Below are 20,118 nucleotides of genomic sequence, written 5' to 3' on the forward strand. Positions count from 1 at the left end.
CTACCTCAGCTTCAGCGTGGCAAGGCCGACCAGTACCAGAATCACGGTGATGATCCAGAAACGGACAATCACGCGTGGCTCAGGCCAGCCCTTGAGTTCAAAGTGGTGATGGATCGGCGCCATGCGGAACACCCGCTTGCCGGTCAACTTGAAAGACGCTACCTGGATCACCACAGACAGGGTTTCCATCACGAACACACCGCCCATGATGAACAGCACGATTTCCTGACGCACGATCACGGCAATGGTGCCCAGGGCTGCGCCCAGCGCCAGTGCGCCAACGTCGCCCATGAAGACTTGTGCGGGGTAGGTGTTGAACCACAGGAATCCGAGACCGGCACCGATCAGTGCGCCGCAGAACACAATCAGTTCGCCTGCGCCCGGGACATACGGGATCAACAGGTAGTCGGCAAATTTCACGTTACCCGACAGGTAGCAGAAGATACCCAGGGCACCGCCAACCATAACGGTCGGCATGATCGCCAGACCGTCCAGGCCATCAGTAAGGTTGACTGCGTTGCTCGAGCCTACGATCACGAAGTAGGTCAGCACCACAAAGCCGATACCCAGCGGAATGCTGGCGTCTTTGAGTATGGGCAGAATCAGCGTGGTTTCGACTGCGCTGGGTGCCGTCATATATAGAAAGATCGCCGCGCCCAGACCGAACACCGATTGCCAGAAATACTTCCAGCGGCTAGGAAGGCCGCGAGAGTTTTTTTCGATCACCTTGCGGTAGTCATCGACCCAGCCAATTGCACCGAACAGCAGAGTCACAATCATCACGACCCACACATAGCGGTTGCTCAGGTCAGCCCAAAGCAGGGTGCTGATGGTGATCGCCGACAGGATCAGCGCGCCGCCCATGGTTGGCGTACCGGACTTGGACAAATGCGATTGCGGACCATCGTTACGCACCGACTGGCCGATCTGACGGTTTTGCAGGGTGCGGATCATCCACGGCCCCAGGCACAGGGACAAGGTCAACGCGGTGAGCACCCCAAGAATCCCGCGCAGGGACAGGTACTGGAAGACTGCGAAGCCCTTGTAGAACTGTTGTAGATACTCCGCTAGAAGCAGCAGCATTAATGTTTCTCCCCGCTGGAACCGCACAAAGCCGCAACGACGTTTTCCATCGCTGCGCTGCGCGAGCCCTTGATCAAAATAGTGGTGTTTGTTTCGTGCTCAGCACGAAGCGCCTGGATCAGGTCAGCCTGATTGGCGAAGTGACGAGCATGGTGTCCAAATGCAGTGACGGCATGAGCCATCATGGGTCCCACCGCATAGAGCGCTGAAACTTTGTCGGCGGCATAAGCGCCTACTTCACGATGTCCTTGCTCCGCCCACTCACCTAACTCGCCAATATCTCCGAGCACCAGGACGGTGCGGCCGGAAAAGGCGGCGAGTATATCAACGGCAGCGCACATTGAGGTGGGGTTTGCGTTGTAAGTGTCATCAATAATTCGCAGGCCGCCAGCGGTCAGTTGCGCCACTGCGCGACCTTTGACCGCAAGCACGGCTTGCAAGCCGCTGGTTATGCCAAACAGCGAGATGCCCAGAGCATGGGCAGCAGCTGCTGCGGCCAGGGCATTGGCGACGTTATGCGTGCCCAGCAGGTTGAGCTGAACGCGGGCAACACCCAAAGGGCAGTGCAAATCGAACCCGGGGCAACCCCGTGCATCGCGGGCCAGATTGCTGGCGTAAAAGTCTGCTTCAGGGTTTGTCAGGGCAAAGCTGAGTACCTTGCGGCCAGCAGCCCGGGCCTGCCAGATACCAAAAGCCTTGTCATCCAGGTTCAGAACCGCGACGCCATCAGCGTCCAGCCCTTCGAGAATTTCGCCCTTGGCCTCGACGATTTTTTCCGGCCCGCCGAATTCGCCAACATGGGCGGTTCCGGCATTGTTGAGCACGGCAACATGGGGCTTGGTCATGCCGACGGTATAAGCAATTTCACCCAGGCGCGAAGCACCCAGCTCAATCACTGCCGCCGTGTGTTCCTGGGTCAGTTCGAGCAACGTCAGCGGCACGCCCAGGTCATTGTTCAAGTTGCCTTTGGTCGCCAGCACCGGACCACGGGTGCGCAGGATGCAGGCGAGCATTTCTTTAACTGTGGTTTTGCCACTGGAACCGGTAATCGCGGCAACCGGCTTGTGGTAGCCGGCACGATTGAGCGCACCCAGCTGACCCAATGCCACCCGGGCATTCTTGACCACCAGCTGCGGCAATGCCGACTCGGGCACTTCGCGTTCGACCAGTGCCGCAACCGCACCTTTGGCCGCCACTTCATTCAAATAATCATGGCCATCGAAACGCGGGCCGGTCAGGGCAATAAACAGCTGGCCCTTGGTGATCCCGCGGCTGTCGATGCTGACACCGTTGAAAAGGCTGTCGGCAGCGACCAGCCGACCACCCAGGGCAGCGGCAACTTCGCTCAGTAACAGAGGCTTAAGCATGGGCGGCCTCCCAGGCATTCAGGGCTTTCTCGGCTTGCACCAGATCAGAGAAGTCATGGCGCTCGCCATTGATTTCCTGATAGTCCTCGTGACCTTTACCGGCCAGCACAATGACGTCTTCGGCGTTGGCACCTGCAATCAATCGGGCAATGGCCTCACCGCGACCGGCGACGAAGGTGACGCTCTGGGGCGTAACGAAGCCTGCGCGGATGTCGTCGAAAATTTGTCCAGGTGCTTCCGAACGGGGGTTATCGTCCGTAACCAAAACCCCGTCCGCCAAGCGTTCAACCACTTCGGCCATCAACGGGCGCTTGCCGCGATCGCGATCGCCGCCGCAACCGAACAGGCACAGCAGTTGGCCTTTGGCGTGAGGACGCAGGGCCAGCAAGACTTTTTCCAGGGCATCCGGCGTGTGGGCGTAATCAACGACTACCAGCGGTCTGGTGCCGCCGCCCAGACGCTGCATGCGCCCCACAGGGCCTTCAAGCTTTGGCAACACGGCGAGGATTTCATCCAGCGCGTAGTCCAGGCCGAGCAAGGCGCCGACCGCAGCCAGTACGTTGCTCAGGTTGAAACGACCCAGCAGGCTGCTGCGCAAATGGTGCTCGCCCTGTGGCGTGACCAGTGTGGCGCGCACGCCATCGTCGTCGAAGGTCGCTTCGCGGCAGTAAAGGTAGGCGCTGCTGTCTTCGAGGCTGTAGCTGATCAGGCGCGAATCATGTTTTTCTGCCGCCAGCTGGCGACCGAAGTCATCGTCAAGGTTAAGCACGCGGCAACCCAGGTCAGGCCAGGCAAACAGCTTGGCCTTGGCCTCGGCATACGCCTGCATGGTGCCGTGATAATCCAGATGGTCGCGGGACAGGTTGGTCAGGACGGCAACATCAAACGCCAGAGCACTGACCCGGCCTTGATCCAGCCCGTGGGACGACACTTCCATCGCCACGGCCTTGGCACCGGCTTTCTTCAGGTCAGCCAGCATGGCCTGTACGGCAATCGGATCCGGGGTGGTATGGCGACCGCTTTGCAGTGCGCCATAAAAGCCCGTGCCCAGGGTGCCAACAATGCCGCAATGCTGCCCCAGCAGGTCCAGCGCTTGCGCAACCAGCTGGGTAACGCTGGTTTTGCCGTTGGTACCGGTAACGCCCACCAGGTTCACGTGGTGGCTCGGGTCACCATAAAAACGCCCTGCGATAGACGACAGTTGCGCCGCCAGCCCCTTGACCGGGATCAGCGGTACGGCGGTGATCGGCAATACGTCCGCGCCTTCTACTTCATAGGCCACGGCCGCTGCGCCACGTTGCAGGGCGTCAGCGATATGTTCACGACCATCGAGCTTGCCACCCGGTACCGCGAGGAACAGATCCCCGGCTCGCACATTGCGGCTGTCGAGGGTCAGCTCACGGATCAACAGATCGTGACCTGCGTGAGGGAAAATCTTGTTCAGGCTCAGGGACATTAGCCGCGCCCTCCTTTGGCTGCTGCAGCGGTCGCGGCTGCTTGTTGCTCCGCGGCCGTCGGCAAGTTATCCGGCGTCACGTTCATCAGGCGCAGGGTGCCGGACATTACTTTGCTGAATACTGGAGCCGAAACCAGACCACCGAAGTAGCCCGCCTTGCTTGGCTCATCGATGACCACAACGATTGCGTAACGCGGATCGCTCATCGGGCCAAACCCGGCAAACAGGGAGCGGTACGAGTTGACGGCATAACCCTTGACGCCACCCGAGGATGTTTTACGCGCAGTACCGGACTTGCCGCCCACGTGATAGGCCGGCACCTTGGCCCGCCAGACGCCGCGCGGGTTCTCGATAACTTCCTGGAGCATCCCCTGAACAGTCTTGGCGACCTGCTCGGGCATGACTTGCGCGGCCTGCGCCGGCTTGTCGGCCTTGAGCAGGGTCAGCGGGGCGAGCTTGCCGTTGTTGGCCAGCGCCGAAAATGCGTGTACCAGCTGGATCGCCGTCACCGAAACGCCGTAGCCATAAGACAGGGTCGCGGTTTCAGCCTTGCGCCACTCGCGGTAGTTCGGCAGGTTGCCGACGCGCTCACCCGGGAAGCCCAGGCCCGTGTCCTGACCCAGACCCATTTTGGCCATCTGGCGGAAAATCGCTTCACCACCGATATCGAAGGCAACCTTACTCATGCCGACGTTACTGGAGTTGATCAGAATGCCCGTCAGATCAAGGATCGGGCCTTCAGTGCGCGATACGTCGCGAATGGTGTATTTGCCCAGTTGCAGCGTGCCCGGATACACCTCGACTTTATCGGTGGGTTTCCAGCGTCCGGTTTCCAGCGCAGCACTCATCGAAATCGGCTTTACCGTTGAGCCCGGCTCGAACACGTCGATCATGGCGCGGTTACGCATCATCGCCGGCTGCAGGTTGCGACGGTTGTTCGGGTTGTAGGTCGGCTGGTTGACCATGGCCAGAATCTCGCCGGTCTTCACATCCATAATTACCAGGCTGCCGGCCTTGGCACCGTTTTCGACCAGCGCATTGCGCAGTTCGCGGTTGGCCAGGTACTGCAGGCGCAGGTCAATCGATAACGCCAAGGTCTTCCCTGCCTTGGCGTTTTTTGTAACCTGAATGTCTTTGATCAGACGACCGCGCCGATCCTTGATCACCTGTCGCTTGCCCGGCACGCCGGCCAGCCACTCGTCATAGGCCAGCTCAACACCTTCGCGGCCTTTATCGTCGATATCGGTAAAGCCGACCATGTGCGCAGTCACTTCACCCGCCGGGTAAAAACGACGGAACTCTTCGATGCCATATACACCCGGCACTTTAAGGTCGAGCACCAGCTGGCCCTGCTCGGGTGTCAAGCCGCGGACCAGATAGATGAATTCTTTATTGGCTTGCTGTTCAAGACGCGCCGTCAGCACCTTGGGATCTTGCCCAAGCGCGTGGGCCAGGGCCGGCCAGCGATCCTTGGCCACCTGCATTTCCTTGGCGTTGGCCCACAACGTGGTCACCGGGGTACTGACGGCCAGCGGCTCGCCATTACGGTCAGTAATCAGGCCGCGGTGTGCCGGGATCTGGATGTGACGCAGACTGCGGGCATCGCCCTGCCCCTTGAGGAAGTCATGGTCGATCACCTGCAGGTAGACAATTTGACAGGCAATCGCACCTACCAGCAGTGCCAGCAATGCCAGCACTACACGAAAACGCCACGGATAGAGTGCGCCTTCGAGTTTGATCATGGCGCCACCATCCGAACTTCTGCTGCGCCCGGGATGCGCATTTTCAGTTGTTCGCTGGCCAGGGTTTCGATACGGCTATGGGCAGTCCAGGTGCTTTGTTCGAGGATCAGACGCCCCCACTCGGCCTGGGCCTTGTCACGCACACTCAGCTCCCCGTACAGGGTGTTGAGCAGCTGGCGGTTCCAGTGGGCGCTATAGGAAACGCCCACTGCCGAAACCAATACGGCAATAAACAGCAGCAGCATGAAAAAACTTCCGCCGGGAAGTGGTTTGGCGAAGAGCTTGTTCAACGAAGCTTCTCCGCGACGCGCATGACAGCGCTGCGCGAGCGCGGATTGGCTTTGAGCTCCGCTTCAGATGCGAACTGGGCCTTGCCATGGATTTTTATAATGGGATCGAAACTGGTGTGCTGAACCGGCAGGCCGCGGGGCAGGTTGTCGGGTTCACCTTTGACCAGGTCACGCATGAACAATTTGACGATGCGGTCTTCCAGGGAGTGGAAGCTGATCACCACCAGGCGACCGCCGACTTCCAGGGATTCAAGTGCCGCTTCGAGGCCGGCCTTGAGATCACCCAGCTCGTTATTGACGTGGATGCGCAGGCCCTGGAAGGTGCGGGTTGCAGGGTGCTTGCCCTTTTCCCAGGCCGGGTTGGCCACTTTCAGCACTTCAGCCAGATCGCCCGTGCGTTCAAACGGGGTAATTGCCCGGCGCTCAACCACTGCGCGGGCCATACGCCCGGAAAAACGCTCTTCGCCATATTCTTTGAATACGCGGGCAATTTCGTCCTGGGATGCGGTGTTTACAAACTCAGCCGCGCTGATCCCTTCATCAGGGTTCATGCGCATGTCCAGCGGGCCGTCGTTCATGAAACTGAAGCCGCGCTCAGGATCGTCGAGCTGTGGCGAAGAAACCCCCAGATCGAGGAGAACACCGCTGACCTTTCCGGCCAGGCCGCGGGCGGCGATCTCGGAGCCCATCTCGGCAAAGCTGCGTTGCACAATGACAAAGCGGCCGTCTTCGGCCGCTAGCGCTTGCCCGGTGGCAATCGCCTGGGGATCTTTATCAAACCCGAGCAAACGCCCCTCAGGGCCAAGCTTCTGGAGTATCAGGCGGCTATGTCCGCCGCGACCGAAGGTGCCATCCAGATAGCATCCATCAGGACGTACGGCGAGAGCCTCTACGGCTTCGTCGAGCAGTACGGTGATGTGGTTGAAGTCGCTATCTATAGTCACAGGATTAAATCACGCAGTTCTTCAGGCATCGCGCCCGGTTGTTGAATAGCTGCAAGGTCAGCGGCAGAAACAGCTTCCCAGGCATCCTCGTCCCACAGTTGAAACTTGTTTAACTGGCCTACCAACATCGCGCGCTTATCCAACCTGGCATATTCACGCAAACGCGGCGGCACCAGAAAACGACCACTGCCATCGAGCTCTAGGTCGACGGCGTTACCAATCAACAGACGTTGCAAACGGCGGTTCTCTTCACGCAACGAAGGCAACGCCCGAAGCTTGGTTTCAATCAGCTCCCACTCGTCGAGGGGGTACACACACAAGCAGGGATCTACCGCATCAATGGTCACGATCAGTTGCCCGGAACTTCTCGAAATCAACTCGTCACGGTACCGGCTCGGCATTGCGAGACGGCCCTTGGCATCGAGACTGATTGCGTTAGCTCCGCGAAACACGAGGCGTCACTCCCAAAATTAGCGTTTTACGTCTAAAAAACCCACTTTATGCCACTTTTCGCCACTTGCGCACACTATAGGAATGCGCCCACCACACCGTCAAGGAGCGGCCCGAAGGAAAATCCTTACATAACTGAGATTTAGGAGGGTAAACAGACGTGCAGCAATAACCGGAGGGATTTTTTGACTCGCGAAGTGCAACAAACTCAAAGCCCTGGACTTCAAACTTAAAGTAGTTTGTTAAGAGTAAGAACTTTTTGGCATTACTCGGCAGATTTTCTTGCGAATACATCGGGGGAGATGGAGCGCTTGTTTCTTGTGGCAATCTGCCTGCAGCGCAAGCAGAAGAAAAAAGGTGGAGAGTCGATCTGTAAGCCGGGTTCTGTCGTGAACAGTCATTCGTCTACGATGGCCATCACTGGACATCTTTAGCAACCTACCCGGTTCCAGCGCGGGCCACGCCTTGGAACCCTATTTGGTCTTGCTCCAAGTGGGGTTTACCTAGCCACGAACTGTTGCCAGTCGTGCGGTGCGCTCTTACCGCACCTTTTCACCCTTACCGGCGCCGAAGCGCTTAGGCGGTTATTTTCTGTGGCACTTTCCGTAGGCTCACGCCTCCCAGGCATTACCTGGCACTTCGCCCTATGGAGCCCGGACTTTCCTCCCCCCCCTAATTTTCATAGAGGGCAGCGACTGTCCAATCGACTCTCCGGCGCGAAGATTAACTGTACAGAGCGTATAGAACAAGCGTTAAAAGCCAGATGGCAGTTTCATTCACCCTGCGCAAAGCCTTTGCCTGCCAGCCCGGACAACAAAAAAATAGCAAAAGGCCACTACTTAAACAGAGGCCTTAATCAACTTTTTGTTTTTCCAGCGCCACTTGATACAACACATTCTTTCGCTCGCCGGTTATTTCAGCTGCAAGTGCGGCCGCGCGTTTTAGCGGCATTTCTTTTAGCAGCAAGTCGAGAATGCGCATCGCTTCACTGCTGACTGCTTCGTCTGTTTCAGGCGCAGTCCACCCTGCAACCAGCACCACGCACTCGCCACGCTGCTGGTTACTGTCGCCCTCGACAAAGGCGCGCAACTCGGACAATGGCAAACCCTTGAGGGTTTCGAAGGTCTTGGTCAGTTCCCGCGCCAGCAAGGCCGGGCGGTCCGGACCAAATACCAGCTCCAGATCTTGCAGGCACTCAAGGATACGATGTGGCGCCTCGTAAAAAATCAGAGTGCGCGGCTCTTCCTTCAGCAACTCAAGGCGCGTACGGCGCCCAACAGCTTTAGCCGGAAGAAATCCTTCGAAGATAAATCGGTCGGAAGGCAAGCCCGCAGCTGACAACGCCGCAATCAGGGCGCAGGCACCCGGCACAGGCACCACCTTGACCCCGGCCGCGCGTGCCTGGCGTACCAGGTGATACCCCGGATCGGAGATCAACGGCGTCCCGGCATCGGAGATCAGGGCGACATCTTCGCCAGCCAGCAAGCGCTGAATAAAGCGACTACCCTCATCACGTTCGTTATGTTCGTGACAGGCACCCAGGGGAGTGGTGATGCCAAAATGCTGCATCAAACGCAGGGAGTGACGCGTGTCTTCGGCCGCAATCAGCGACACGTCACGCAGCACTTTGAGCGCACGCGCACTGATGTCGTCCAGGTTCCCGATGGGCGTCGCCACCACATAAAGCGACCCGACAACGGAATTCATAGCACCTGGAGCAGTCAAAACGCACACCTCATGAGAGTTAAAGGCGCCATTGTAGCGCGTAGACCCCTCCTGAACGCACCTTCCAGTCAGACTGCAGAGTGCTTATTCGCAAAAATTTCACCGCCACAACCCGCAGAACTCATCTAAATTCAGGCTTTATCGCCTGTAACATCGCGCCCCGGCCAGTGCTTGGGTACAATTCCCGCTCTTTTGTTCGAGTAACAGGAACACTACATGATCGCTTGCCTGCGGCTGTTCACTGCCCTCTGCCTTGCTGCCCTGTTGGCGGCTTGCGCCAGCTCGCCCTCGTCCAGCCTTGGCGAACTCCCCCGAACCCCGGATGCCAGCCTTGAGCAGTTGCTGCAGCAGGCCTCCGAAACCAAAAATCCGGAAAAGGCCGCCTTGCTGCGCCTGTCCGCGGCTGATCTGGCCATGGGCCAGAACAATGATCAGCGCGCCGCGCAGATTTTGGCCCAGGTCCCGCTGGATCAGCTCAAGCCAGCACAGCAAGTCTTTGCCAGCACGCTGACAGCCGAACTGGCAATGAAGCGCAATGATCCCAAGGCTGCCGTGGCCGCCCTGAATCATCCAAGCGTGTCGCGCATCGGCGAGCTACCGAACGATTTGCAAGTACGCACCCATACCGTGCACGCCCGTGCCCTTGAAGCAGACGGGCAAACACTGGCCGCAGCACGCGAACGTGTAGCGATGAGCCCGATCCTGACCGGCGATGCTGCCAACAGCAACAATGACGCCATCTGGACATTGGTTGCCGCATTGCCGGTGGAGCAACTGCAGGCACAAAGCAACGATGTTCTGGGCGGATGGATGTCCCTGGCCCTGGCCGTGAAGAGCGCCGGCACCGTTCAGGACCAGCAAAACGCCATAGACCTGTGGCGTGCGCAAAACCCGAATCACCCCGCTGCCATCCAGCTACCCGCTCCACTGATCAAACTCAAGGAGCTGGCCAGCCAGCCTTTGACCAAAATCGCCCTGCTACTGCCTCAGGACGGCCAGCTGGCCTCTGTGAGCAAGGCATTGCGCGACGGCTTCATGGCTGCTCACTATCAAGCTCAGCAGGCCGGGCAAAACCCGCCAAGCATCCAGTTTTATGACAGCTCGCGCCTGGTATCCCTGGACGACTTCTACAACAAGGCACAAGCCGATGGCGTGCAACTGGTGATCGGCCCGCTGGAGAAATCACTGGTCAAGCAGCTGAGTGCTCGCCCGCAGCTGCCCATCACTACACTGGCCCTCAATTACAGCGAAAGCGCACATGGCCCGGCCCAGCTGTTTCAGTTTGGCCTCGCCGCTGAAGACGAAGCCCGTGAAGTGGCTCGCCGCGCACGCGCCGACGGCCTGACCCACGCCGGCGCCATGGTTCCGAAAGGCGAATGGGGCGAGCGCGTACTCAATGCATTCCGTCAGGAATGGGTCGCCCACGGCGGCTCCATCGTGGGTATCGAGTACATCGACAAACCCGTAGCCCTGGCCCAGCAGGTCGGCGATCTGGTGCAACTGCGTAAAAACGCCGCCGAGCCGCTGCAGTTCCTGTTCCTCGCCGCTACGCCCCAGCAAGCCCAGCAGATCAAGCCGACCCTGAACTACCAATACGCAGGCGATCTGCCGGTTTACGCCACGTCCCACGTCTTCAGTGCCAGCGGCAATCAGGACCAGTACAAAGACATGAATGGCGTGCGCTTCTGCGAGACCCCATGGCTGCTGGAGCCCGGCAACCCGCTACGCCAGCAAGTGGCTGCACAATGGCCACAGGCTTCAAGCAGCATGGGCCGCCTGTACGCCATGGGCGTTGACGCTTACACCCTGGCATCGCGCCTGGGCCAGCTCAAGGCTCTGCCAGACAGCCGGATCGACGGCTTGTCGGGCAGCCTCAGCATGAGCCCGACACAACATGTCGAGCGTCAGCTACCGTGGGCCGAGTTCGTTAATGGCCAGATTCAACGCCTGCCCGATACTCCCAACTGATGCCCGAGCGCTCAAGCCTGCAAACAGGCAAGGATGCCGAGCGCCTGGCGCTGCGGCATCTTGAGCAACAGGGTTTACGCTTGCTGGCACAGAACTGGCTTTGCAAGCGCGGCGAGCTGGATCTGGTCATGCTTGACGGCGATACAGTAGTATTCGTCGAAGTTCGTTACCGGCAACACGCGCAATGGGGTGGCGCACTGGCCAGCATTGACGCACGCAAGCAGCAAAAGCTGATACTTGCAGCTCAGTACTTTTTGCAACGCGAGTCGCGCTGGGCCAATCATCCCTGCCGCTTTGATGTCGTAACAATGGACAGCGCAACACCTCACTTGAACTGGCTACGGAATGCCTTTGACAGCTGACCCGCTGTCAGGCCGATTCCAGCACCCTTTTATTAAACGATTTTGCTTTGCTTTGCGGGCTGCACATTCTTGTGCCGGGAAGTCACCCAGGAACACCTGGATCACGCTCGACCAGCCGCCCTACTTAAGGTCACATAGATGGACATGCAATCCCGGATTCGCCAGCTTTTTCAGGCCAGCATCGACACCAAGCAGCAGGCGATGGACGTTCTTGCACCCCACATCGAGCAAGCCAGCCAAGTGATGGTCAATGCCCTGCTCAATGAAGGAAAAATGCTTTCGTGCGGTAACGGCGGCTCGGCAGGCGATGCCCAGCACTTTTCATCCGAGCTGCTCAATCGCTTTGAGCGCGAGCGCCCCAGCTTGCCCGCCATTGCACTCACCACCGACACCTCGACGATCACCTCGATCGCCAATGACTACAGCTTCAACGAGATTTTCTCCAAGCAGATTCGCGCCCTTGGCCAGCCCGGGGATGTATTGCTGGCCATTTCCACCAGCGGCAACTCGGCCAACATCATCCAGGCAATCCAGGCGGCCCACGACCGCGAAATGATCGTGGTTGCCATGACTGGCCGCGACGGCGGCGGCATGGCCTCGCTGCTGCTGCCCGAGGACGTGGAGATTCGCGTCCCGTCCAATGTCACTGCACGTATTCAAGAAGTCCATCTGCTGGCGATCCACTGCTTGTGCGACCTGATCGACAGCCAACTGTTCGGGAGTGAAGAATGACCTTTAAACGCCTTAGCCTTGTGGCACTGACTCTGTGCCTGGGCCTGACTGCCGGCTGCAGCTCGGTGCTGACAGCTACCCGCGATACGCCTATTGAAGATGATCGCGGCACCCGCACTTTCGGCAGCAAGATCGATGACTCGCTGATTGAAACCAAGGTCGCCGTGAACGTGGCCAAAGCCAGCCCCGACCTGGACACCGGCTCGCATATCGTCGTCACCAGCTACAACGGCATCGTATTACTGGCCGGCCAGACTCCCCGCGCCGAGCTCAAGGCCCAGGCCGAGCAGGCTGCCGCCGCGGTTCAACGGGTGAAGAAGGTCAACAATGAGTTGCAGGTCATGGCTCCGTCCTCGATCCTCGCCCGCAACAACGACGCCTGGCTGACCACCAAGATCAAGACCCAGATGCTGACCGACAGCCAGATCCCGGGCTCACGGATCAAAATCGTTACCGAGAACGGCATTGTCTACATGCTGGGCCTGGTGACCAAACAGGAAGCCACCCGCGCAACCAATCTGGTGCAAAGTGTTTCCGGCGTACAGAAAATCGTGAAGCTGTTTGAGTACATCGACTGACAAGCTCGCTCCTGCAGCCCGGACACAAAAAAGGCGACCCTTGCAGGTCGCCTTTTTTTGTTACTTGACCACTTTCAGGCTAGGCCGACCCGTAGGTCTTGGCGGCTCAGTACCTGGCGGCGGCCCATCGTCATCCGGCTCAACCTCGTCATCGCCGTCCATAGGCTCTTCCAGGTCAAACACCATACCCTGACCATTCTCACGGGCGTAAACCCCCAGAATGGCCGCAATAGGCACGTACAACGTGTGCGGCACACCACCAAAACGCCCTTCAAAGCTCACTGCTTCGTTGTCCATGTGCAATTGACGCACGGCGGTTGGCGAAACATTCAGGACAATCTGCCCGTCACTGGCAAAACCCTGGGGCACTTGCACCTTCGGGTAGTCAGAGTTAACCAGCATGTGCGGAGTGCAATCGTTATCAACAATCCACTCATAGAGCGCACGCACCAGATAAGGTCGACTTGAATTCATCAAGGGGCTCCTAAAGCCTTAGCGCATGTCGCGTTCGACACCAGACAAACTTGCCCGGAAGGTCTCACGCGCAAACTGGCGCTCCATATAGTCAAGCAGCGGCTTGGCCGGCCGCGGCAATTCAATACCCAAAATGGGCAAGCGCCAGAGTATCGGCAATAGACAGCAGTCGACCAGACTTAGCTCTGTACTGAGGAAAAAAGGTTTGTCTGCAAACAATGCAGACACGCCTGTCAGACTCTCACGCAGCTCTTTACGCGCCTGGACCCGAGCCGGCTCCTTGGTACGCGAATCGAGAATCAGGTCCACCAGCACACACCAGTCGCGCTGGATGCGATGAATCAGCAGACGGCTATTGGCCCGCGCCACCGGATAAACCGGCAACAGCGGCGGATGCGGATAACGCTCATCCAGATATTCCATCACCACAGTCGACTCCCACAACGCCAGGTCACGATCGACCAGGGTTGGCAGGCTGCCGTAGGGGTTCACTTCGATCAGCTTCGGCGGCTGACGGCCCGCCTCCACACTGATGATCTCGGCGCTGACACCTTTCTCGGCGAGCACGATACGTACTCGATGGGAATAGTGGTCGGCGGGGTCGGAGTAACAGGCCAACCGATTGGTCACGCCCATGGCGGTCCTCCTCGCTTGTTGAAATTATCAGGAGCGGAAAAACGAACGCGCCCAAGGAACGTCTCCGGCAACCGCAGAACCCGGGCGGGCAAGGCCTTGCGACCTTGCCCGCCACTCATCCTGCACTGTTACCTTTTCAGAGACACCCTCGGGCGCGCACGATTAACAGCGATGCGTGTAACGATATCAGTGCACATCTTTCCAGTATTCGCGCTTGAGCAGATAAGCGAATACGAAGAAGAAGGCCAGATAGAGCAGTACGTAGGTACCGATGCGCTGATGCTCCAGCTTCACCGGGTTGGCCGAATAGGCCAGGAAGGTCACAAGGTTCTTGATCTTCTCATCGAACTGCTCTTCAGTCAGCGTGCCGGTTTTAGGCAAAACTGTCAGCTGGTCGCATGCTTCATGTGTCAAAGGCGTGCCAGTGAGCGGATCATACTGCTTCTTGCCGTCTTCGACGATCTGAACTTGCTTGCAGCCTACCACCTGACGACCTTGCAACGGTGCCAGAACGTTCGGCATCCCCACATTCGGGAAGACTTTGTTGTTTACACCCCATGGCCGTGACGGGTCTTCATAGAAAGACCGCAGGTAGCTATACAGCCAGTCAGTACCACGCACACGCGCCACCAGGGTCAAGTCTGGCGGTGCAGCACCGAACCAGGCCTTGGCGTCTTCCGGCTGCATGCCGATGTTCATGTGGTCGCCGATTTTGGCCCCGGTGAACACCAGATTCTCGAGCATGAGCTCATGGGGAATCCCCAGGTCATCGGCTACACGCTCGTAACGCTGGAACTTGGCACTGTGACAACCCATGCAGTAGTTGGCGAACGTACGTGCGCCGTCCTGCATGGCTGCCTTGTCAGAAACATCGATGTCGACCTTGTCGAGCTGAACGCCCTGCTCCGCCGCAAAGGACAGCACAGGCATCACCGCAAGCATCAATACAGCAAATAGCTTTTTCATCAGCCAGTCACCCTTTCCGGAACCGGTTTGGTCTTCTCAAGCCTGGTGTAGAACGGCATCAGAATGAAGTAGGCGAAGTACAGGAACGTACAGACCTGCGACAGCAACGTACGACCCGGCGTCGGCGCCAATACACCCAGCACGCCCAGAATCACGAACGAGATGCAAAACACCCAGAGCCAGATTTTGCTCAGCCAGCCCTTGTAGCGCATGGATTTGACCGGGCTACGGTCAAGCCATGGCAATACGAACAGCATGGCAATCGCAGCCCCCATGGCGATGACGCCAAGCAACTTGTCCGGGATTGCACGCAAGATCGCGTAGAACGGCGTGAAGTACCAGACAGGCGCAATGTGCTCCGGCGTTTTAAAGGCGTTAGCCTGTTCAAAGTTCGGTTTTTCCAGGAAGTAGCCACCCATTTCCGGGAAGAAAAACACAATCGAACAGAAGATAAACAGGAACACCACTACGCCGACGATATCCTTCACGGTGTAGTACGGATGGAAGGGAATGCCATCCAGCGGTACGCCGTTTTCGTCTTTATGCTTTTTGATGTCCACGCCGTCAGGGTTGTTCGAGCCGACTTCATGCAAGGCCAGAACGTGCAGCACCACCAGCCCCAGAATCACGATAGGCAAGGCCACAACGTGCAAGGCAAAGAAGCGGTTCAGGGTAATGCCGGAGATCAGGTAGTCACCGCGAATCCACTGTGTCAGGTCGTTACCGATAACCGGAATCGCACCGAACAGCGAGATGATCACCTGGGCACCCCAGTAGGACATCTGCCCCCAAGGCAACAGATAGCCCATGAAGGCCTCTGCCATCAGGGCCAGATAGATCATCATACCGAACAGCCAGACCAGCTCCCGCGGCTTCTGATAGGAGCCGTAGAGCAGGCCACGGAACATGTGCAGGTAGACCACCACAAAGAACGCCGACGCACCCGTTGAGTGCAGATAGCGCAGGATGGAACCGTATTCGACGTCACGCATGATGTATTCGACAGAAGCAAAAGCTTCTTCTGCCGACGGCGTGTAGCTCATCGTCAGCCACACACCGGTGACAATCTGATTAACCAGAACGAGCAATGCGAGAGAACCGAAGAAATAGAAGAAGTTGAAGTTCTTCGGGGCGTAGTACTTGCTGAGATGTTCTTCCCACATTTTAGTCGCGGGGAAGCGGGCATCAATCCAGTCCATGAACTTGCTCATTACGCGCTCTCCCCTTCAAGGCCAACGACAATCACATTGTCACTGCCCTCAACATAGTAGTAAGGCGGTACTGGCAGGTTCAATGGAGCAGGTTGCGACTTGTAGACGCGGCCGGCCAGGTCATAGTGGGAACCATGGCAAGGGCAGAAATAACCCCCTACCCAATCCTTGCCCAGGTCAGCAGGAGCGACCTCGGGGCGGAAAGTCGGCGAACAACCCAAGTGAGTGCAAATTCCGATCAACACCAAAACTTCTGGCTTGATGGATCGCCACTCGTTTTTTGAGTTTTCAGGTTGATCGGATTGATTGGATTCGGGATCAGCGAGCTGCCCTTCAATCTTCTTGAGATTTGCCAGGATCTCCTCAGTGCGGCGGACAATGAATACTGGCTGACCACGCCATTCAGCAATCATCTGCTGCCCTGGCTCAATCTTTGCAATATTCACTTTCACCGGTGCGCCTGCGGCTTTCGCCTTGGCACTGGGAAACCACGACCCCACGAACGGGACCGCCGCCCCCACCGCTCCTGCAGCACCCACCACGGATGTGGCTGCTACGAGGAAGCGACGCCGGCCGACATTTACGCCGTCATTGCTCATTCAGTCCTCTCCCATCAGCTTTGTGGCCTGTTAAATCAGGCATCTACTAAGTAAAAATCTGAACTTATAAAAATTTTGCAGAATGGTAATGAAAAGCCCCTACTCTGACAAGGTAATTACCGCTCTGGGTCGGCTACAGGCCTTGTAGTATAGGCATTTGCTGAATGTGGCAAGTTGTCACACCAACAATTCATCACCCATAAAAAAAGCCCAGCTCCTAAGGAGACTGGGCTTTTTTGAACGAAGCTGCGAATTAACGCTTCGAGTACTGCGGACGCTTACGCGCTTTACGCAGACCGACTTTCTTACGTTCAACTTCACGAGCATCGCGAGTTACGAAGCCTGCTTTGCGCAGAGCGCCACGCAGAGTTTCGTCGTACTGCATCAGTGCGCGAGTGATACCGTGGCGGATTGCGCCAGCCTGACCACTTACACCACCACCGATCACGGTGACGTAGATATCGAATTTCTCGACAGTCTCAGTCAGTTCCAACGGCTGACGAACTACCATGCGGGCAGTTTCGCGACCGAAGAAATTCTCCAGAGTGCGGTTGTTGATCGAGATGTTACCGGTACCTGGACGCAGGAAAACGCGTGCAGTTGCGGTTTTACGACGGCCAGTGCCGTAGTTTTGAGTCGCCGACATAATGAACTATTCCGTTAAAACTTCAGTTCTTGGGGCTGCTGAGCAGTATGAGGGTGAGCAGCGCCCGCATATACTTTCAGCTTACGGTACATGTCGCGACCCAGCGGGTTTTTAGGCAGCATGCCTTTAACCGCGGTCTCGATCACGCGTTCAGGAGCTTTGGCGATCAGCTTTTCGAAGTTGATCGACTTAATCCCGCCCGGGAAACCGGAGTGAGAGTAGTACATTTTGTCAGTGGTTTTAGCACCAGTGACACGAATCTGCTCGGCATTGATAACAACGATGTAGTCACCGGTGTCAACGTGCGGAGTGTATTCAGGCTTGTGCTTGCCACGCAGACGGCTCGCGATTTCGGTGGCCAGACGACCCAGTGTCTGGCCAGCAGCGTCGACGACAAACCAGTCGCGCGTAACTGTTTCCGGTTTAGCAGTAAAAGTTTTCATTCTTTATAGCCTCAGGGGCCGCCCTGTAAATTAGACGGCGGATCTTACTGAATAGTGCGTACTTTGACAAGTCAAAGGCAGCCGGATACAGACGCTATCGGGGGCTCGGGTCAGCGCGTCCGTTCAACGGCAAGATTCTTCGGCAGGCGGCGCATCACTTCCACCGCAGAAAGAGGTCGGCAATTATCCAGATTGCGAAAAAAAATACAACCTGCTTTTATGATTCTTTACCCGAAGGAGTCACTGATGGACTATCGCCAGCTAGGCCGCACCAATCTGCAAGTCAGCGCCATTGCCCTCGGAACCATGACCTGGGGCGAGCAAAACACCCAGGATGAAGCCTTCGCACAAATCGATTACGCGAAAAACGCCGGGATCAATTTCATCGACACCGCCGAAATGTATCCGGTGCCACCCAAAGCAGAAACCTACGCCAGCACCGAGCGTTACATCGGCAACTGGTTCAAGACCCGAGGTGATCGGGCCGACTGGATCCTGGCCAGCAAGATCGCCGGCCCCGGCAATGGCATCGACTACATTCGCGACGGCCAGCTCAAACACAACCGCAATCATATCGTCCAGGCACTGGATGCCAGCCTTGAACGCCTGCAAACCGACTGGATCGACCTCTACCAGCTGCATTGGCCAGAGCGCAGCACCAACTTTTTCGGGCAACTGGGCTACAAGCACAACGCCGATGAAGACTTTACCCCCCTTGAAGAAACCCTCGAAGCCCTGGACGAACAAGTCAGGGCCGGCAAAATTCGCCATATCGGCCTGTCCAACGAAACACCCTGGGCCACCATGAAATTCCTGCAACTGGCTGAAAGCCGTGGCTGGCCGCGCGCCGTTTCGATCCAGAACCCCTACAACCTGCTTAACCGCAGTTTTGAAGTCGGCCTGGCTGAAATTGCCATTCGCGAACAATGCGGCCTGCTCGCCTATTCGCCCCTGGCGTTCGGCATGCTCTCTGGCAAGTACAACGGCGGCGCCCAACCTGCAAAAGGCCGCCTGACCCTCTACAGCCGCTTCTCGCGCTATTCAAACCCGCAGGCAGTGGCTGCCAGCGAACGTTACGTGGCCCTGGCTCGCGAACACGGCCTGGACCCGGCGCAAATGGCGCTGGCCTATGTCACGCAACAGCCCTTCGTCACCAGCAACATCATCGGCGCGACGACGATGGAGCAACTTGCCAGCAACATTGGCAGCTTCGACCTGAAACTGTCGGATGAAGTCCTCGCCGGCATTGAAGCCATCCACAGGGACCAGCCGAACCCGGCACCCTAGCTATCCCGCCTCCGTAGCAGCCTTTGGCTGCTACGGAATTAGCCTCTGCCCCTTCCCCCTAGACATACAGGATAAAAAATAAGACGATCCAGCCGTAAGTTGACCAATTTCACCTATAAGAATAATCAAATCATGTCTAACCATCTCTCCACGCCCCTGCGGCGCGTCAGCATTCTGGCCATCGATCGGGTATTTGCCTCGACCCTGATGCAAGCCAAGGATTTCTTTCACCTCGCCAGCCTGCGCCATGGCAAACAACTGGGCCAGGGCCTCAACGCCAGCTTCGAAACCCGACTGGTCAGTCCCGACGGCAAACCTGTCACCAGCTTCAGCGACGTGGTACTGCCGGTCGATGGCGCACTGGAAGACACTGACATCATCATCCTCCCGGCCTTCTGGGACGACTTTGACACCCTGTGCCAACGCTACCCGCAGATCCTGCCCTGGCTACGCGCACAACATGCCCGCGGTGCCGTTCTCTGCGCAGAAGCCAATGGCGCGTTCTGGCTGGCCGAAGCCGGGCTGCTGGACGGCAAGGAAGCCACCACCTACTGGCGTTTTTTCAGCACCTTCGCCGAACGTTTCCCACGGGTGAACCTGAACCAGGACAAACACCTGACCGATGCCGACAACCTCTACTGCACCGGCGGCCCGACCTCAGCCTGCGACCTCTATATTTATCTGATCGAGCGCTTCTGCGGCGCCAACATCGCCCAGGCCGTGGCCCGCGACATCCTCTACGAAGTGCAGCGCAACTACACCCCCGGGCGTATCGGTTTTGGCGGGCAAAAGCTGCATCAGGACGTGATAATCCTGCAAATCCAGCACTGGCTCGAAGAGCATTTTGCGGACAAGTTCCGCTTTGAAGACGTAGCCCGCGAACACGGCATGAGCATCCGCAACTTTATGCGCCGCTTTCAGATGGCAACAGGCGACAAACCCTTGCACTACCTGCAACGCCTGCGCATAGAGACCGCCAAGGGCCTGCTCTCGGCCTCCCGCAAGAGCATCAAGACCATCAGCTACGACGTGGGCTACGACGACGCCAGCTTCTTTGCACGGCTGTTCAGGCAGCACACCGAACTGTCGCCCAATCAATACCGCCAGCAGTTCCAGCAGGCCGCCTGACCTTCAACCAGGCGCTCTGTGGCTGCAAGTC

21 protein-coding genes and 1 other RNA gene are annotated in these 20,118 nt (G+C 57.7%); 6 read left to right on the top strand and 16 right to left on the bottom strand.

Going from position 1 to position 20,118, the window contains the following annotated elements; genetic code table 11:
- From mraY to rsmI, 9 genes are all read right to left on the bottom strand, one after another.
- The gene (gene mraY / locus JQ845_RS15620; protein WP_003443623.1) at positions 1-1,083 is read right to left on the bottom strand and encodes a phospho-N-acetylmuramoyl-pentapeptide-transferase; all 1,083 of its coding nucleotides are present in this window, start codon (positions 1,081-1,083) and stop codon (positions 1-3) included.
- Entirely contained in the window at positions 1,083-2,450 is a 1,368-nt protein-coding gene (locus JQ845_RS15625) for a UDP-N-acetylmuramoyl-tripeptide--D-alanyl-D-alanine ligase (RefSeq protein WP_160626779.1), read from the bottom strand. Before JQ845_RS15625 ends, mraY begins: the two co-directional genes overlap by 1 nt.
- A complete protein-coding gene (locus JQ845_RS15630) occupies positions 2,443-3,906 on the bottom strand; it encodes a UDP-N-acetylmuramoyl-L-alanyl-D-glutamate--2,6-diaminopimelate ligase (RefSeq protein ID WP_003443629.1) in 1,464 nt (487 codons plus the stop codon). The genes JQ845_RS15625 and JQ845_RS15630 overlap by 8 nt, the downstream gene beginning before the upstream one ends.
- Positions 3,906-5,648, bottom strand: coding sequence for a peptidoglycan D,D-transpeptidase FtsI family protein (locus tag JQ845_RS15635; protein WP_003443632.1), 1,743 nt, complete (start codon positions 5,646-5,648; stop codon positions 3,906-3,908). The genes JQ845_RS15630 and JQ845_RS15635 overlap by 1 nt, the downstream gene beginning before the upstream one ends.
- Positions 5,645-5,938: a cell division protein FtsL gene (gene ftsL / locus JQ845_RS15640; protein WP_003443637.1), complete on the bottom strand. Its 294-nt coding sequence runs from the start codon at positions 5,936-5,938 to the stop codon at positions 5,645-5,647. The genes JQ845_RS15635 and ftsL overlap by 4 nt, the downstream gene beginning before the upstream one ends.
- Positions 5,935-6,882, bottom strand: coding sequence for a 16S rRNA (cytosine(1402)-N(4))-methyltransferase RsmH (rsmH, locus tag JQ845_RS15645; RefSeq protein WP_003443642.1), 948 nt, complete (start codon positions 6,880-6,882; stop codon positions 5,935-5,937). The genes ftsL and rsmH overlap by 4 nt, the downstream gene beginning before the upstream one ends.
- A complete protein-coding gene (gene mraZ / locus JQ845_RS15650; RefSeq protein ID WP_003443645.1) occupies positions 6,879-7,334 on the bottom strand; it encodes a division/cell wall cluster transcriptional repressor MraZ in 456 nt (151 codons plus the stop codon). Before mraZ ends, rsmH begins: the two co-directional genes overlap by 4 nt.
- Positions 7,335-7,689: 355 nt before the next feature.
- An RNA gene (gene rnpB / locus JQ845_RS15655) (RNase P RNA component class A) lies at positions 7,690-8,043 on the bottom strand.
- A gap of 141 nt (positions 8,044-8,184) precedes the next feature.
- Positions 8,185-9,039 carry a 16S rRNA (cytidine(1402)-2'-O)-methyltransferase gene (gene rsmI, locus JQ845_RS15660; protein ID WP_003443648.1) on the bottom strand — a complete coding sequence of 285 codons (855 nt, stop codon included), beginning with the start codon at positions 9,037-9,039 and terminating at the stop codon, positions 8,185-8,187.
- Positions 9,040-9,273: 234 nt separating this feature from the next.
- Between rsmI and JQ845_RS15665 the strand changes: the two genes are divergently transcribed.
- The 4 genes from JQ845_RS15665 (at position 9,274) to JQ845_RS15680 (ending at position 12,697) form a co-directional block, all read left to right on the top strand.
- Positions 9,274-11,025 (top strand): penicillin-binding protein activator, encoded by a 1,752-nt coding sequence (locus tag JQ845_RS15665; protein ID WP_203009237.1) that lies wholly within the window; start codon positions 9,274-9,276, stop codon positions 11,023-11,025.
- Positions 11,025-11,387, top strand: coding sequence for a YraN family protein (locus JQ845_RS15670; RefSeq protein WP_127196795.1), 363 nt, complete (start codon positions 11,025-11,027; stop codon positions 11,385-11,387). The genes JQ845_RS15665 and JQ845_RS15670 overlap by 1 nt, the downstream gene beginning before the upstream one ends.
- A 138-nt stretch (positions 11,388-11,525) precedes the next feature.
- Complete coding sequence (locus JQ845_RS15675) at positions 11,526-12,119, top strand: phosphoheptose isomerase (RefSeq protein WP_029612203.1); 594 nt, start codon at positions 11,526-11,528, stop codon at positions 12,117-12,119.
- A complete protein-coding gene (locus tag JQ845_RS15680; protein WP_003443659.1) occupies positions 12,116-12,697 on the top strand; it encodes a BON domain-containing protein in 582 nt (193 codons plus the stop codon). The genes JQ845_RS15675 and JQ845_RS15680 overlap by 4 nt, the downstream gene beginning before the upstream one ends.
- A gap of 60 nt (positions 12,698-12,757) precedes the next feature.
- On the opposite strand, the gene JQ845_RS15685 is transcribed toward JQ845_RS15680, so the two are convergent.
- The 7 genes from JQ845_RS15685 to rplM form a co-directional block, all read right to left on the bottom strand.
- Positions 12,758-13,171, bottom strand: coding sequence for a ClpXP protease specificity-enhancing factor (locus tag JQ845_RS15685; RefSeq protein WP_003443662.1), 414 nt, complete (start codon positions 13,169-13,171; stop codon positions 12,758-12,760).
- Between the two features lie 18 nt (positions 13,172-13,189).
- Positions 13,190-13,807 (bottom strand): glutathione S-transferase N-terminal domain-containing protein, encoded by a 618-nt coding sequence (locus JQ845_RS15690; protein WP_010655575.1) that lies wholly within the window; start codon positions 13,805-13,807, stop codon positions 13,190-13,192.
- A 186-nt stretch (positions 13,808-13,993) separates the two neighbouring features.
- Complete coding sequence (locus tag JQ845_RS15695) at positions 13,994-14,773, bottom strand: cytochrome c1 (protein ID WP_003443669.1); 780 nt, start codon at positions 14,771-14,773, stop codon at positions 13,994-13,996.
- Positions 14,773-15,984 (bottom strand): cytochrome b, encoded by a 1,212-nt coding sequence (locus JQ845_RS15700; protein WP_203009238.1) that lies wholly within the window; start codon positions 15,982-15,984, stop codon positions 14,773-14,775. The genes JQ845_RS15695 and JQ845_RS15700 overlap by 1 nt, the downstream gene beginning before the upstream one ends.
- Positions 15,984-16,583, bottom strand: a complete 600-nt coding sequence (gene petA / locus JQ845_RS15705) for a ubiquinol-cytochrome c reductase iron-sulfur subunit (protein WP_003443673.1) — start codon at positions 16,581-16,583, stop codon at positions 15,984-15,986. The genes JQ845_RS15700 and petA overlap by 1 nt, the downstream gene beginning before the upstream one ends.
- A 253-nt stretch (positions 16,584-16,836) precedes the next feature.
- Complete coding sequence (gene rpsI / locus JQ845_RS15710) at positions 16,837-17,229, bottom strand: 30S ribosomal protein S9 (protein ID WP_003216038.1); 393 nt, start codon at positions 17,227-17,229, stop codon at positions 16,837-16,839.
- 14 nt (positions 17,230-17,243) lie between these two features.
- On the bottom strand, positions 17,244-17,672 hold the full coding sequence (gene rplM / locus JQ845_RS15715; RefSeq protein WP_003443674.1) for a 50S ribosomal protein L13: 429 nt from the start codon (positions 17,670-17,672) through the stop codon (positions 17,244-17,246).
- Between the two features lie 246 nt (positions 17,673-17,918).
- Here rplM and JQ845_RS15720 point away from each other — a divergent pair, with 246 nt between their 5' ends.
- Both JQ845_RS15720 and JQ845_RS15725 read left to right on the top strand, forming a co-directional pair.
- Positions 17,919-18,959, top strand: a complete 1,041-nt coding sequence (locus JQ845_RS15720; RefSeq protein ID WP_161719048.1) for an NADP(H)-dependent aldo-keto reductase — start codon at positions 17,919-17,921, stop codon at positions 18,957-18,959.
- Between the two features lie 207 nt (positions 18,960-19,166).
- On the top strand, positions 19,167-20,087 hold the full coding sequence (locus tag JQ845_RS15725; protein ID WP_178105514.1) for a GlxA family transcriptional regulator: 921 nt from the start codon (positions 19,167-19,169) through the stop codon (positions 20,085-20,087).
- Positions 20,088-20,118 lie beyond the last annotated feature (31 nt).

It is taken from the genome of Pseudomonas paraversuta (assembly GCF_904063065.1).
Taxonomy (GTDB): Bacteria; Pseudomonadota; Gammaproteobacteria; order Pseudomonadales; family Pseudomonadaceae; genus Aquipseudomonas; species Aquipseudomonas paraversuta.